The 15,087-nt window shown below is 67.2% G+C and carries 12 protein-coding genes; 8 read left to right on the top strand and 4 right to left on the bottom strand.

Features of this window, described 5'->3' with window-relative positions:
• The first annotated feature begins 260 nt into the window (after nt 1-260).
• Nucleotides 261-536, top strand: coding sequence for a DUF1652 domain-containing protein (locus HU825_RS14235; RefSeq protein ID WP_234302292.1), 276 nt, complete (start codon nt 261-263; stop codon nt 534-536).
• Here the strand turns inward: HU825_RS14235 and HU825_RS14230 are convergent.
• The 3 genes from HU825_RS14230 to HU825_RS14220 all read right to left on the bottom strand — a co-directional run bounded on the left by HU825_RS14230 (nt 520) and on the right by HU825_RS14220 (nt 2,039).
• Nucleotides 520-807: a DUF2061 domain-containing protein gene (locus HU825_RS14230; RefSeq protein WP_102828464.1), complete on the bottom strand. Its 288-nt coding sequence runs from the start codon at nt 805-807 to the stop codon at nt 520-522. The two genes, HU825_RS14235 and HU825_RS14230, sit on opposite strands and share 17 nt — an antisense overlap.
• Before the next feature lie 104 nt (nt 808-911).
• Nucleotides 912-1,442, bottom strand: coding sequence for a ferritin-like domain-containing protein (locus HU825_RS14225; protein ID WP_043296789.1), 531 nt, complete (start codon nt 1,440-1,442; stop codon nt 912-914).
• Nucleotides 1,443-1,538: 96 nt separating this feature from the next.
• Nucleotides 1,539-2,039 (bottom strand): CinA family protein, encoded by a 501-nt coding sequence (locus HU825_RS14220; protein ID WP_138299890.1) that lies wholly within the window; start codon nt 2,037-2,039, stop codon nt 1,539-1,541.
• A 278-nt stretch (nt 2,040-2,317) separates the two neighbouring features.
• Here HU825_RS14220 and glgA point away from each other — a divergent pair, with 278 nt between their 5' ends.
• The 7 genes from glgA to HU825_RS14185 all read left to right on the top strand — a co-directional run bounded on the left by glgA (nt 2,318) and on the right by HU825_RS14185 (nt 14,169).
• Nucleotides 2,318-3,868 carry a glycogen synthase GlgA gene (gene glgA / locus HU825_RS14215; protein ID WP_138299889.1) on the top strand — a complete coding sequence of 517 codons (1,551 nt, stop codon included), beginning with the start codon at nt 2,318-2,320 and terminating at the stop codon, nt 3,866-3,868.
• 23 nt (nt 3,869-3,891) lie between these two features.
• On the top strand, nt 3,892-5,664 hold the full coding sequence (treZ, locus tag HU825_RS14210; protein WP_234302291.1) for a malto-oligosyltrehalose trehalohydrolase: 1,773 nt from the start codon (nt 3,892-3,894) through the stop codon (nt 5,662-5,664).
• Complete coding sequence (gene malQ / locus HU825_RS14205; protein WP_234302290.1) at nt 5,657-7,732, top strand: 4-alpha-glucanotransferase; 2,076 nt, start codon at nt 5,657-5,659, stop codon at nt 7,730-7,732. The genes treZ and malQ overlap by 8 nt, the downstream gene beginning before the upstream one ends.
• Nucleotides 7,729-10,539 carry a malto-oligosyltrehalose synthase gene (locus tag HU825_RS14200; protein WP_156714432.1) on the top strand — a complete coding sequence of 937 codons (2,811 nt, stop codon included), beginning with the start codon at nt 7,729-7,731 and terminating at the stop codon, nt 10,537-10,539. The genes malQ and HU825_RS14200 overlap by 4 nt, the downstream gene beginning before the upstream one ends.
• A complete protein-coding gene (locus HU825_RS14195) occupies nt 10,536-10,871 on the top strand; it encodes a DUF2934 domain-containing protein (RefSeq protein ID WP_043298605.1) in 336 nt (111 codons plus the stop codon). The genes HU825_RS14200 and HU825_RS14195 overlap by 4 nt, the downstream gene beginning before the upstream one ends.
• 81 nt (nt 10,872-10,952) lie before the next feature.
• Complete coding sequence (gene glgX, locus HU825_RS14190) at nt 10,953-13,106, top strand: glycogen debranching protein GlgX (RefSeq protein ID WP_234302289.1); 2,154 nt, start codon at nt 10,953-10,955, stop codon at nt 13,104-13,106.
• 193 nt (nt 13,107-13,299) lie between these two features.
• Nucleotides 13,300-14,169 (top strand): M23 family metallopeptidase, encoded by an 870-nt coding sequence (locus HU825_RS14185; RefSeq protein ID WP_234302288.1) that lies wholly within the window; start codon nt 13,300-13,302, stop codon nt 14,167-14,169.
• Nucleotides 14,170-14,172: 3 nt separating this feature from the next.
• Here HU825_RS14185 and HU825_RS14180 read toward each other — a convergent pair whose 3' ends face one another.
• On the bottom strand, nt 14,173-15,033 hold the full coding sequence (locus HU825_RS14180) for a DUF2218 domain-containing protein (RefSeq protein ID WP_234302287.1): 861 nt from the start codon (nt 15,031-15,033) through the stop codon (nt 14,173-14,175).
• Nucleotides 15,034-15,087 lie beyond the last annotated feature (54 nt).

Genomic DNA, 15,087 nt, shown 5'->3' with positions numbered 1-15,087 from the left:
CTCCGCAGGTTTCGGTCCGCCTTAGCAGTTTTGTCATCCCCCTGCGGTATGAAGTTCAGCGAGGCCGATCGCCGGGCCGGCATGCCTTCCGATGAAAGGTCGCGGCCGAAAAGCGCCGCCTCACGGGGCTGCTGTCCCATGCTCGGCAAATGGCGCCAAACGGCGATTTACAACCGGCAAGCCACTGCTACGGTCATTGTGTCGGCAAGATGACGATGCCGAGGTGCAGTGATCCGTCCCCTACCGAAAAAGGAGGATTTATGGGCTCGCGACTCCCCCTGTTCAAGATCGAAGCGATCCTGCACGACTACCTGCACCCGTTCCGCTGCGAATGCCTGGAGCAGGCCAGCGGCCTCAGTGTGCGGCTGTACGATGCCCAGGCCGAACACGAAGAGCTGACGGTACTCGGCGTGACCCATGAGCAGTGCCGCGACGCCGCCAATCTTGTGCGTCTGGCACAGGAGCTGCGCATCGAAATGTTCGTCACCCGTAGCGAAATACCGGCCGAGAACGCCACGCTCAGCTCCGTCGAATAGCCGATGCCTCGGCGCGCGCCCCCTTGCGCCGCGCGAGATATTTAACGAACACGTCGTGCCCGTAACTGTGGCTTTGCTGCGGTGTCTGCCGGCCGAAGCGGTTCCATGCCCGTTCGTGAAAATAGAACACCACGGTATTGAGCAGCGGCTCGATCAGCGCCGCTGCGCCGCTGATCGCGACATTGCCGGTCAGTGCGTAAACCACGATGAAGGCCGTGGCGAAATGCAGGATGGCGAAAGTGAAGGTCTTCAGTAGCGGTCTGGGCTTCATCGAAGGTTCCCATCGCGCAGCCGCCGCTCCTCCGGACGGCTGCGCGAACGGTTCGCTGAATTTGGGCGGGCTGCGCTCCCTATCCCGCCGACGTAGAGACGGGCCTAGCGCTTGGCCTCGACATGTGGCTCGGCCGCGCGCGTCAGGTAGGCATGGGTCAGTTCGGCCAGGTGGTCGCGCAGCCAGTCAGCCATCGCGATTTCCTCGACCAGGATGCGTTCGCAGACTGCCTTGGTCTCAAGGTCGCCCACGGCTTCGGCGGCGGCGATGAGAATCTTGTAGGAGGCGATTTCCAGGTTCTCGAACACGTAACCCATCTGCGCGCCTTTGACGATCTCGTCACTGACCATCATGCCGCCCATCGCCTGCCCCATCGCCATCATCTTGCCGCCCAGGTCCTTCAACCCGGAATAGGACCTGTCGTGACGGCGCAGGCAGTCCTCGATCAGGCGGGCCTGGTTCTGGGTTTCGGTGATGTGCTGCTCGATGCGCGCCTTCAGCTCAGGGTAGTGCTGGATGCGGCTGGCCTGCTTGGTCAGCATGGTTTCGGCCTGGGCCTCCATCGCGTGGGCATCGCGCAGCCATTCGATGAGGCGTTCGGTACGGACGTCGTGACCGGTCTGGGCACTTTGCATGGGGCGTCTCCTGTAAGGCGTGAATGTCGGATCCTCTGATGGGTGTGAAACGCACGCTGTCCCGGGAGTTCCCCCCGTCCGACTGACTGCACGTCGTTAGTCCTGACTGATCAGCATCCCCTGCAGCTGCGCATAGCGCTGCGGCAACTGCTCGAGTCCGTAGCGCGCCGCCTGCTTGCGAATCGCCACGCGGTCGCCATCGAACTTCACCGTTTCGCTGATCGAAACCAGCCGCTCACCCTCGCGCAGCGCCCAGGCGAAGCACTGGGTACCGCCCTCGTCCTCCTGGGCATCGTCGGCGACGCCGGTGTTGGCCACGCTGAGCGACGCCGCGCTGGCCCGCAGCGCGCCCGTGGCCATTTCGGTCGCGACCTCCTCGCTGGTCAGGCCGAAGCGCTCGATGGTGGCGAAGCTGACCTGCAGCAGCCGGTGCTTGGCGTCTGGCGAATAGACCACGAAGCCGCTGTCGAGCACCTGCCCGCAACCCGGAATATCGGCCAGCAACGAGGCCATAAGGCCACAGGTGCAGGACTCGGCCGTACTCAGCACTGCCTGCCGGTCGCGCAGGAATGCCACCACTTCTTCAAGCCTTTGCATGATCGCCTCCGTAACGATTTGCCTACCGTTCGGAGCAGCCTGTCGGAAACGAGTTCCACGCCGGGTCTTTTTCAACCGAAACCAGAACTTTCTCACACACTGTCCGGTCTGGTTTTTGGTAGGGCCAGCGTAGCCCTACCCCCGCCGTTCGGCGGTTCGCAATAGTGATTCCTGCCTATCGTGTTCACGGGTGTGACGGTCATCAGATCGTTGCACTGGAGAAATATGCTCGTAACTGGCGCCGGCGCCTGGATGCCGGAACACTTGGGGAGATCGTGATGAGTATTGCGGTGAACGCCGGTTCCATTCGCCTGAACAAGACCCAGCCCGCCATTCGGCTAACGCCGCGCCCGGTGCTGCAGGTTCGCAGCAGTCACAGCGAGAAAAAGAAAATCCTCTTCGTCACCTCGGAGCTGACCGATCTGATCAAGACCGGCGGGCTGGCCGACGTGTCCGCCGCCCTGCCCCGCGCGCTCGGTACGCTGCACGACGTGCGCGTGCTGATTCCCGGCTACACGCAGGTGCTGCGCAGCGGTCATGCGATCCGCGTGGTCGGCAGCCTCGGCGCCCAGGCGGAGATACCTGCCTGCCGCATCGGCCGAATGGACATGCCCGACGGCCTGATCATCTACGTGCTGATCTGCCCGGAGCTCTACGAGCGCGACGGCAACCCATACGGCGACGGCCACGGCAATGACTGGCCGGATAACCCGGTGCGCTTTGCCCGTCTATGCCTGGCCGCTGCGGAGATCGCCGCCGGCACCGCCTGCATCCGCTGGACGCCGGAGCTGGTGCACGCGCACGACTGGCCCACCGGACTCACGCCCGCCTACATGCACTGGCGCGGGCTGCGTACACCGAGCGTATTCACCATTCACAACCTGGCCTACCAAGGCAACATCGACATGAGCCTGCGCCGCGCACTGGCGCTGCCGCATGAAGCCTGCGGCGTGGAGCGCATGGAATTCTACGGCAAGCTCTCGCTGCTCAAGGCCGGCATCGCCTACGCCAGCCATGTCACCACCGTCAGCGCGACCTATGCGCAGGAAATCACCACCGAAGAATTCGGCTGCGGCATGGAAGGTTTTCTGCGCATGAAGGCGCGCCAGGGCCTGCTCAGTGGCCTGCTCAACGGCATCGACGAAAGCTGGGAACCGCAGAGCGATCCCCATCTGGTACGCGGCTTCAGCGCGTGCGACTGGCAGGGCAAGGCTGCCAACGCCGCCTATGTGCGCCAGGCGTTCGGCCTCGAGGCGGACGCCAGTCCGCTGTTTGCCGTGGTGTCGCGCCTGGTGCAGCAGAAAGGCATCGACCTGACCCTCGGCGTAGCCGAAACCATCGTCGCCAACGGCGGCCAGCTGGCCATCCTCGGCCAGGGCGAGCCGCATATCGAAGAAGAGGTGCGCGAACTCGCCCGTCGCTATCCGGGCCGTGTCGCCGCGCACGTCGGCTTCAACGAACACGATGCGCGGCGGTTGTTCGCCGGCAGCGATTTCCTGCTGATGCCCTCGCGCTACGAGCCGTGCGGCCTCAGCCAGATGTATGCCCAGCGCTACGCCTCGCTGCCGATCGCCCGCCGCACCGGCGGCCTGGCCGACTCCATCGAGGACGGGCTGACCGGCTTCTTGTTCGACCAGCCCAGCGTCGACAGCTATCGCCATGCGGTGCTGCGCGCCCTGGAGATTCACCAGCGGCCGGACCTGCTGTGCGCCATGCGCTGCCGGGCGATGGCCACCGGATTCTTCTGGCGCCACGCCATCGCCCCGTACGACCACCTGTACCAGCAACTGCTGGGCGTCCACCGCGAGGCCGCCCACGCCATTTCCTGAGTGCGCCAACCCGAGGACAGTCAATGCCATCCATGCGTGCCCCCATCGGACGACACGGCCCACAACTGCTGGACTGCAACACCACCCGCTTCAGGCTCTGGGCGCCGGATGCCGCAAGCGTGGCGCTGGTTATCGTTGGCGGCGAAACGCTGCCGATGCAGCCCGAGGCGGATGGCTGGTACGGCGTGGATGCTCCGTATGGCGCGGGTACGCTGTATCGCTTTCTCATCGACGGCGAACTGCAGGTGCCCGACCCGGCGTCACGCGCGCAGGCCGGCGATGTGCACGACCCCAGCGTGGTGGTCGACCCCAACGACTACCTGTGGCGTCACGCCGACTGGCAGGGCCGCCCGTGGCACGAAACGGTGCTCTACGAATTGCATGCTGGCCTGCTCGGTGGCTTTGCCGGGGTCGAGCGGCGCCTGGCGGACCTCGCCGCGCTGGGCGTCACGGCCATCGAGCTGATGCCGCTGGCGGAATTTCCTGGCGAGCGCAACTGGGGCTACGACGGCGTACTGCCCTACGCCCCGGAGGCGGCCTACGGCTCGCCGGCCGAGCTCAAGCAGCTGATCGACAGCGCCCACGGCCACGGCCTGATGGTCTTCCTCGATGTGGTCTACAACCACTTCGGCCCGGACGGCAACTACCTCGGCCGTTACGCCAAGCACTTCTTCCGCCATGACCAGCAGACGCCTTGGGGCGATGCCATCGACTTCCGCCGCCGCGAGGTGCGCGATTTCTTCATCGACAACGCGTTGATGTGGCTGCAGGAATACCGCTTCGACGGCCTGCGCCTGGACGCCGTGCACGCCATCCCGGAACGCAGCTTCCTCACCGAACTGGCGGCCCGGGTGCGCGAGGCAACCGAACCCGGCCGGCACGTCCACCTGGTGCTGGAGAACGAGGACAACCGCGCCAGCCTGCTGGCCCAGGGCTTCACCGCGCAGTGGAACGACGACGGCCACAATGTCCTGCACTGTCTGCTCACCGGCGAGCGCCAGGGCTACTACGCCGACTACCACGGCGACGCCACGGCCAAGCTGGCGCGCTTTCTCGGCGAGGGTTTCATCTACCAGGGCGAGGCCAACCGCCGTGGCGAGACGCGCGGTGAACCCAGCGGCCACCTGTCCCCGACCGCTTTCGTGCTGTTCCTGCAGAACCACGACCAGATCGGCAACCGCGCCTTCGGCGAGCGCCTGATCAGCCTCGCCGACCCGCAATCGCTGCGTGCCGCGACGGCCGTGCTGTTGCTCTCGCCGATGATTCCGCTGCTATTCATGGGCGAAGAATGGGGCGCGCGCCAGCCGTTCCTGTTCTTTACCAGCCACCACGGCGAACTGGCGGACGCCGTGCGCGAAGGCCGCCGCAACGAGTTCGCCGAGTTTGCCGAGTTCGCCGACGAGAACACCCGCGAGCGCATCCCGGACCCCAACGCCATCGCCACCTTCGACGCCTCGTGCCCGGATTTCGGCGCGCGCCAGGAGCCGGGGCATGCCGAATGGCAGGCGCTGTATCGCCAGCTGCTGGACATTCGTCGGCGCGAGATCGTGCCGCGCCTGCCGGGTGCGCGTTTTCTCGATGCCTGTGTGCTGGGCGATGCAGCGGTGCTGGTGCACTGGCGCCTCGGCGGCGGCTGCCGATTGCGCCTGGAGCTGAATCTCGGCGAGCAGGCCGCGCCGCTGTCGGAGGCCCCGCCGGGTGCCCAACTGCTGTTCGCCAGCCGCGAGGTGGTCGATGCACGCGATACGTTGGCGCCGCGTCTGGCCAGGCTGTATCTGGAGAAAGACCATGAGTGACGAATCGCTGATCCGCCTGGCCACTGCCGCGGGGCTGTCCGTCGACTGGACGGACGCCGACAACTGCCCGCAACGCGTCGAGCCGCAGGTGCTTCGCGAGGTGCTGGGCTGCCTCGGGCTGGCCGCGCACAGCGAAGCCGACATTCAGGCCAGCCTCGATCTGCTCGCGCAACAGTACAACCACGGCGGCGTGCCGCCGCTGTTGACCTGCGACCAGCACGCCGCGCTGGAACTGGGCAGCTATTTCGCGCCGGCGAGCCACTACCAGCTGACGTCCGAGGACGGCGAAGCCCGTGACGGCCAGCTCGACGAGCAGGCGCGGCTGCCGGCGATCGGCACTCCCGGCTACTACCAGCTGAGCATCGCCGAGCACCAGCTGACCGTGGCGGTGGCGCCGCATGCCTGCCCGACTGTGGCGGACATCGCCGGTCCCGACGCCTGGGGCCTCACCGTGCAGCTGTATGCCCTGCGCCGGCCAGGCGACGGCGGCCTGGGCGATACCCAGGCGCTGGAAACCCTGGCCCGCAGTGCCGCCGCCCATGGTGCCGACGCGCTGGGCATCAGCCCGGTGCACGCCATGTTCGGCGCCTATCCCCATCAGTACAGCCCCTACTCGCCATCCAGCCGGCTTTTCCTCAATGTGCTGCACGCCGCGCCCGGCGCAATCCTCGGCGAGCGCCCGGTGCAGCTAGGCATCCAAACCTGCGATCTGGGCCGCGAGCGGGAGCGTCTGGAGCAGCTGGAGCTGATCGACTGGCCGGCCGTGGCGCTCAGCCGTCAGCGCCTGCTGCGTCAGCTGTTCGAGGATTTCAATCGCGGCGGCAATGCGCAGCAGGTCGATTTCGACAGCTTCCGCGCCAGCGGGGGCGAAGCGCTGGAAAACCACTGCCGGTTCGAGGCGCTGCACGACCACCTGCGCGATGCCGAGGGCAACCCGCAGCACTGGAATGCCTGGCCGGCCGAATACCGCGATCCGGCCAGCCCGGCGGTGGCCGCGTTTGCCCGCGAACACGCCGATGCGGTCAGCTACCACGCCTTCGGCCAATGGCTGATGGCGCGCGGCCTGCAACGCGCCCATGTCGCCGCGCGTAGCGCCGGCATGCGCATCGGCCTGATCTCGGATCTGGCCGTCGGCGCCGATGGCGGCGGCAGTCAGGCCTGGAGCCGGCAGGCCGAACTCCTGGCTGCGCTCAGCGTCGGCGCGCCACCGGACGTGATGAATCGCGCCGGGCAGAACTGGGGCATCTCCGCGTTCTCACCCTGGGGCCTGCAGCGCCACGGCTTTCGCGCCTACATCGAGATGCTGCGCGCCAACCTTGCGCACGCTGGCGGCATGCGCATCGACCACGTGCTGGGCCTCAAGCGCCTGTGGGTGATGCCGGCCGGCGCCGATCCGAAGCGCGGCGTGTACCTCAACTACCCCTTCGACGACATGCTGCGCCTGCTCTGCCTGGAGGCCTGGCGGCACCGCGCGGTGATCCTCGGCGAAGACCTCGGCACCATCCCCGAAGGCCTGCGCGAGGTGCTCGCCGCGCGCGGCATACTCGGCATGCGCGTGCTGCTGTTCGAGCAGCACGACGGCCATTTCCAGCGCGCCGGTCAGTACTCCGATCAGGCGCTGGCGACCAGCACCACCCACGATATTCCGCCGCTCGCCGGGTGGTGGAGCGGGCATGACATCGACTGGCGGATCAGGATCGGCCAGCTGAGCGAAGCGGAGCGCGAGTCTCAGTGGCGCGCACGCGAGCACGAGCGCGCCGGGCTGAATCGCGTGCTCTGCGAAGACGGCGGGCGCGATCCCGGGCAGCTGCTGGAGGTTCAACAGGCGGTCGATGCCGCCGCCTGTTTCCTCGGCCATACCCCCGCGCCGCTGGCATTGCTGCCGGTGGAGGATGCGCTCGGCCTCAGCGAGCAGACCAATATGCCCGGCATCGTCGAAATCCATCCGAACTGGCGACGGCGCTACCCGTACGACAGCGCCACCCTGCTCGACCAGCCCGTCTGCAGCCGCCGCCTGCATTGCCTGAACAAGGCCCGCCACGATCACCGCGAAGGAAGCCGTCGATGAAGCCGCTCACTGCCACGCTGCGCCTGCAGTTCCACCGCGACTTCACCCTCGACGACGCCACCGCGCTGGTCGACTACTTCGCCGCACTCGGCATCAGCCATCTGTACGCCTCGCCGTTGCTGACCGCCCGCCCCGGCTCGATGCACGGCTACGACGTGATCGACCCGACCCGCATCAATCCCGAGCTGGGCGGCGAGGCGGCGCTGCGTCGCTTGGTCGAGGCACTGCGGGCACGCGGCATGGGGCTGATCCTCGACATCGTTTCCAACCACATGGCGGTCGGCGGCGCCGGCAACCCCTGGTGGCTGGACGTGCTCGAATGGGGCAAGCGCAGCCCCTATGCACAGTTCTACGACATCGAATGGAATTCGCCCGACCCGCTGCTCGAAGGGCAGCTGCTGGTGCCCTTTCTCGGCAGCGACTACGGCGAAGCGCTGCAGCAAGGCAACGTCGTGCTGCGTCTGGACGTGGAGAACGGCGCGCTCTACGCCGAGCACTATGAACACCGTTTCCCGCTGACACCACCGAGTTACGGCGAAGTGCTGCGCCAGACCGAACACCCGCAGCTGCGCGCGCTGGCCCAGCATTTCGATGCACTGAAGACCGAGCCGGCGCCCTACCTTGCCGCGCAAAGGTTGCGCGCGGACCTCGCCCAGCAGCTCGAGGACGCCGATACCCGCCAGCAGCTGGAGCAGGCTCTGTCCCGCTACGACGCGACTAACGCCGAGGGCTTCCAGCGCCTGCACGCGCTGCTCGAACGCCAGCATTACCGGCTGGCGAGCTGGCGCACCGCCGCCGACGACATCAACTGGCGGCGCTTCTTCGACATCAACGAGCTGGGCGGCCTGCGCGTCGAGCGCCCGGTGGTGTTCGAGCAGACCCACGCGAAGGTCTTCCAGCTGCTGGCCGACGGTCTGGTGGACGGCCTGCGCATCGATCACATCGATGGCCTCGCCGACCCGCGCGGCTACTGCCGGCGCCTGCGCCGTCGGGTCGACCGGCTGAACGCCGCGCGGCCACCCGAGGCAGCGCAGGATCACGTGCCGATCTATGTGGAGAAGATCCTCGCCGCCGGCGAGCATCTGCACGACGACTGGGGCGTGGACGGCACCACCGGTTATGAATTCATGAACCAGGTATCGCTGCTCCAGCACGACCCGGCCGGGCAGGCGCCGCTTTGCGCGCTCTGGAGCGACACCAGCGGACGCCCGGCGGACTTCCTCGACGAAGCCCGGCAGGCACGCCAGCTGGTGCTCACCGGGCCGCTGGCGGGTGATTTCGAGGCCGTGGCGCAGGCGCTGCTGCAGGTGGCGCGCGGCGACGTGATGACCCGCGACATCACCCTCGGGCAGATTCGCCGCGCGTTGCTGGAGCTGATCGTGCACTTCCCGGTCTACCGCACCTACATCGCCGCGCCGGGCCGGCGCGCGGCCGACGAGCCGTTCTTCCAGCAGGCGCTGGAAGGCGCGCGCACCACGCTGGGTGAAAGCGACTGGCCGCTGCTCGAGCACCTGCAGCGCTGGCTGGGCGGTGAAAGCCTGCGCGATCTGCCACCGGGGCCACAGCGCAAGCTGCGCCGCTACGTCTGTGCACGCTTCCAACAGCTCACCTCACCCGCGGCAGCCAAGGCGGTGGAGGACACCGCCTGCTACCGTTCCGCGGTGCTGCTGTCGCGCAACGACGTCGGCTTCGATCCGCAACGCTTCAGCGCCTCGCCGGCCGACTTCCACGCCGAATGCATGCAGCGCGCCGAGCACCTGCCGCACAACCTGCTGACCACCGCCACCCACGACCACAAACGCGGCGAAGACACCCGCGCGCGCATCGCCGTACTCAGCGAACGCGCGCACTGGTTCGCTGGCAAGGTGCAGGAATGGCGCGCGCTGGCCGCCGACCTGTTGCAGCCACTGGACGATGGTCTGGCCCCCTCGCCTGCCGACGAGCTGCTGCTGATCCAGACCCTGCTCGGCAGCTGGCCGCTGGAGCTGCGCGCGGATGATCGCGAAGGCCTGAGTGGCTACTGCGAACGCATCCTGCAATGGCAGCGCAAGGCCGTGCGCGAAGCCAAGCTACGCAGCACCTGGGCCGCGCCCAACGAGGCGTATGAAGGCGCCTGTCAGCAGTACGTCGAACGCCTGCTGCTGGGCAATGACGCCCGCCTGCGTCAGGCCATCGCCGCCGCGGCGCTCGAACTGGCGCCCGCCGGCGCGCTCAACAGCCTCGCCCAGACGCTGCTGCGCATGACCACGCCCGGCGTACCGGACCTCTACCAGGGCGCCGATTACTGGGACTTCAGTCTGGTCGACCCGGACAACCGCCGGCCGGTGGACTTCGCCGCCCGCCGCGCCAGCTTCGACCCTGACGCCCCGTCCGCCGAGCTGCTGGCCGCCTGGCATGACGGCCGCATCAAGCAATGGCTGATCGCGCGCACGCTGAACCTGCGCCTCGCCCGGCCGCAGCTGTTCACCGGCGGGCGCTACCAGCCGCTGGCGGTCGAGGGCGCGCAGGCCGAGCATCTGCTCGCCTTCGCCCGCGAGGCGGATGGCGACTGGCTGGTGGTGCTGGTCCCGCGCCTGAGTAGCGCCCTGCTGGACGGCAGCCCGCTGCCGCGCATCGCCGCCGATCGCTGGGGCGATACCCGCGTGGTTTTGCCCGAAGCGCTGGACGGTCGGCCGCTGCAGCGACTTTTTTCTTCAACCGCAGTCACATTCCAACGAGCCGGCTTGAGCGTGGCGCAGGTACTCGACGAGCTGTCGGTAGAGGTCCTGCACACAACCGGATGGTCATCAGGAGAATCCGAACAATGAACCCAGAAGAACAACGCATCCGCGAATTCGCCTATCAGATCTGGCAATCCGAGGGCTGTCCGCACGGCCAGGAGGAGCGCCATTGGGAAATGGCACGCAAGCTGGTGGAGGCGCAGCAGAGCGCACCCAGCGCCAAGCTGGCCAGCCGTGCCCGCAAGCCGGCCACCAAACCCACCGAGGTGGCAGCCGGCGCCGGCGCGCCAGCCAGCAAGCCACGCGCCGCACGCGCGACGACGAAGAAAGCCGCCAGCCCGGCGGCCGCCGATGCGGCCCAACCGACGCCGCAATCAGCTAAGAAACCGCGCAGCCCGCGGGCCAAGAAAGACGCCTGACAGGCGTCCCGCAGCCGCTGCAGTGTCCCGGCCAGCCTGTCCGGCCGGGCCGTTATTTCATGCGCCAATCACGGAGTTTCCATGAGCCGTCAGATAAAGAGTCCTGCTTCCCCGGTCGTGACGCCTTCGCGGGTTCGAGAGGGCCTGCCGTTTCCGCTGGGCGCGACCTGGGATGGCCTGGGGGTTAACTTCGCGATCTTCTCGGCCCACGCCACCAAGGTCGAACTGTGCCTGTTCGACGACAAGGGCGAGACCGAGATCGAGCGCATCGAGCTGCCGGAATACACCGACGAAATCTGGCACGGCTACCTGCCCGACGCGCATCCGGGGATGATCTACGGCTACCGCGTGCACGGCCCGTACGAGCCGGAAGCCGGGCATCGCTTCAACCCCAACAAGCTGCTGATCGACCCCTACGCCAAGCAGCTGGTGGGCGAGCTGCGCTGGTCGGAAGCGCTGTTCGGCTACACCATCGGCCACCCCGATGGCGACCTGAGCTTCGATGAGCGCGACAGCGCGCCCTTCGTGCCCAAGTGCAAGGTGATCGACCCGGCCTTCACCTGGGGTCGCGACCATCCGGTGCAAGTGCCGTGGGACAAGACCATCATCTACGAGACCCACGTGCGCGGTTACACCATGCGCCACCCGGCGGTCGCCGACGAGGCGCGCGGCACCTTCGCGGCGTTCAAGACGCCGGAAGTGATCGACTACATCCGCAAGCTCGGCGTGTCGTCCATCGAGTTTCTGCCGATTCATGCGTTCGTCCAGGACCAGCACCTGCTGGAAAAAGGCATGACCAACTACTGGGGCTACAACAGCATCGCCTTCTTCGCGCCGCACCCGCGCTACCTGGCCAGCGGCAAGATCAGCGAGTTCAAGGAAACCGTCGCGCACCTGCACAACGCCGATCTCGAAGTCATCCTCGACGTGGTCTACAACCACACCGCCGAGGGCAACGAGCTGGGCCCGACGCTGTCCATGCGCGGCATCGACAATGCCTCCTACTACCGCCTGATGCCGGACGACAAGCGCTATTACGTCAACGATTCAGGCACCGGCAACACGCTGGACATGAGCCACCCGTGTGTCCTGCAGATGGTCACCGACTCACTGCGCTACTGGGCCACGGAGATGCACGTCGACGGGTTCCGCTTCGACCTGGCAACCATCCTCGGCCGCGAACACGCGGGCTTCGACGAGCGCCACAGCTTTCTCGTCGCCTGCCGCCAGGACCCGGTACTGGCCAAGACCAAACTGATCGCCGAACCCTGGGACTGCGGCCCCGGCGGCTATCAGGTCGGCGGCTTTCCGCCCGGCTGGGCCGAGTGGAACGATCAATTCCGCGACACCGTGCGCGCGTTCTGGAAAGGCGACGACGGCAAGCTCGCCGACTTCGCCGCACGGCTGACCGGCTCCGGCGATCTGTACAACCAGCGCGGACGGCGGCCATTCAGCTCGGTCAACTTCGTCACCGCGCACGATGGCTTCACCTTGAAGGACCTGGTGTCCTACAACCACAAGCACAACGAGGATAACGACGAGGGCAACCGCGACGGCAGCGACAACAACCTGTCGTGGAACCACGGCGTCGAAGGTCCCTCGCATGATCCGGAAATCGTCACCCTGCGCTACCGGCAGATGCGCAACTTCTTCGCCACGCTGCTGTTCGCCCAGGGCACGCCGATGATCGTCGCCGGTGACGAGTTCGCCCGCACCCAGCACGGCAACAACAATGCCTACTGCCAGGACAGCGAGATTGGCTGGGTCAATTGGGACATCAGTGAGGACAGCTACGGGCTACTGGCCTTCGTGCGCAAGCTGATCCGCCTGCGTCAGCGCTTCCCCATGCTGCGCCGCACCCGCTTCCTGGTCGGCGCCTACAACGAGGAATTGGGCGTCAAGGACGTGACCTGGCTGGCGCCCAACGGCGATGAGATGAGCATCGAGCAATGGCAGGATGCCCACAACCGCTGCATGGGCATGCTGCTCGACGGCCGCGCGCAGCCCACCGGCATTCGCCGCGCGGGTTCGGACGTGACGCTGCTGCTGATCGTCAACGCCCACCACGACCTGGTGAACTTCACCCTGCCGGAGGTGCCGCAGGGCATCTTCTGGAATCGCCTGATCGATACCAACCAGCCGCTGGTGCGCCCGGAGCGTTTCGACTTCAACGACGAGTACGCGGTGACCGGGCGTTCGCTGCTGCTGCTGGAGCTGATCAAGGAGGACGAATGAGCCGGCGCCGGACGCGCGGATGAGCGGGTCGGTCAGCCCGCTCGACGTTCCGCGCGCCACTGGCTGAAACCGCTTCACGACGTATGGCAGTGAACCTGTGGCCGCCTCGCGCCCTCGAACGCCGTGGCGACCACCCGATTCACCTGCCAGGCGCAGGCGAACAGTCCTTTATTTCGTGACGGATCACAGGCCCATGTACGCAATCCCACCCCTAGCCCTGGCGCTGCTGCTCTCGCTGGGCACCACGCTCGCACCGAGCGCCGCCACGGCCAGCGGCGCAGCGAAACCCATCGAAGTTCCGAGCCATCGCGCCGCCACGGTGCGCCTGCTGGTCAACCCGACGCGCTCCGGCAAGGTGCTGGATGTGCGCAACGAGCTGGACGTGCCGGTCGAAGCCACGCTGCGTCTGAGCCGGTTGGTCAACGTGGCGGGGCTGCGCGACGGCGTGATCCGCAAGACGGTGCCGCCGCGCAGCCAGCTGCGCGTGGCGACGCTGGTCAAGCGGCAGGTCGGCTATCCGCTGATGTACCGCCACAGTTTCAGCTACGGAATGATCTATGCGCCCGATCCGGCGCGCCGCATGGCCGGCGGCCACATCGGCGGGCACGCCTATGCCCTGCCCTGGAAAGGCGGGCCGTTCCGCATCTCCCAGGGCGCCGGCGGCGACTACAGCCACAACACCACCAAAGGCCGCTATGCGGTGGATATCGCCATGCCGGTGGGCACGCCGATCGTCGCGGCGCGCGCCGGGACGGTGGTGAAGGTGCGCGACGGCCAGCGCGGGCGCTTTCCCGATCCGGCCGGCAACTACGTGCGCATCGAGCATGCCGACGGCACCCACAGTGCCTACCTGCACCTGCGTCGCGGCTCATTGCAGGTTCGCCCCGGACAGCAGGTCAAGGTCGGCACGCGTCTCGGCGAATCCGGCAACACCGGACGCAGTACCGGGCCGCACCTGCATTTCGTGGTGCAGAAAAAAGTCGGGGACGAACTCGCGTCCATCCCCTTCCGTTTCGCCCAGCCGGTCGATTCGCTGCCGAACTTCGCGATGAGTGAGCCGTAGCGTTCACAGCATGCGTTGCAGCACACCGTCACGCCGGACGAGGTGATGCAGCAGCGCGATACCGGCGTGGCCGACCACCAGCAGCACCGTCAGCCAGGCGAGCGGCGAATGGACGCTACCCAGCGACGCCGCCCAGGCGATTTCCGGCCCTTTCGCCGCCAGCTGCACGCCGAACACCTCCAGCCCGTAGCCATTGCCGAGCATGAACAGGATGCCGCTGACCGGCAGCAACAGCATGCACGCGTACAGCGCCAGATGGCCGCCCTTGACCAGCGCAGCCGTGGCCGGAGCCGGCAGCGGACGTTTGCCGCGCTGGGTCGAGGCCCAGACCACGCGCAGCACCACCAGCACCAGCAGCAAGGCGCCGATGGAGATGTGCCAGGGCACCAGCGTCTGGCCGATCCAGTGCTCGCCTTCGTCGATGCGGTCGCCGAGCTTGAGGAACTGCCAGACGATCAGCCCGGCCATCAGCCAATGGAAGCCACGGCTGATCCTGCCGTAGCGTTCTCGCGTGTCATGCAGCCCGTTTGGCTCCTCGCTCGGTGCCGCGCCGACGCCGGCGTGCCAGGCGAATGCCAGGGCCTCGCCGGACGCCATGCGCAGCAGATGGTCGGCGACCACCTGTTGCAGCTGTCGCAGCTGTGCGGGGTTGGCGGCGTGCAGGCGGACCTCCAAGCCAGCCTCGGCGGCGCGCAAGCGACACTCGCCGATGCCGAGCGTGATCTCGCCGCCCTGCTCGTCGTGGCGCACCGGAAACTTGTGCGCCCAGTGCTTGCACAGCCGGTTGATCAGCCGCGACGGATTGGCGGTCGCCACCGTGGCGGCGCTGCTGCACGGGTATTGCAGTTCAGGCGATGCGTTCAACGATGCCTCCTTGGACACCGAGTGCCGTCCTGCTCTTCGCGCTGGCGCCCTTGG

Source organism: Pseudomonas phenolilytica (genome assembly GCF_021432765.1).
GTDB lineage: Bacteria > Pseudomonadota > Gammaproteobacteria > Pseudomonadales > Pseudomonadaceae > Stutzerimonas > Stutzerimonas phenolilytica.
This window is presented reverse-complemented; position numbering and strand designations above follow the sequence as displayed.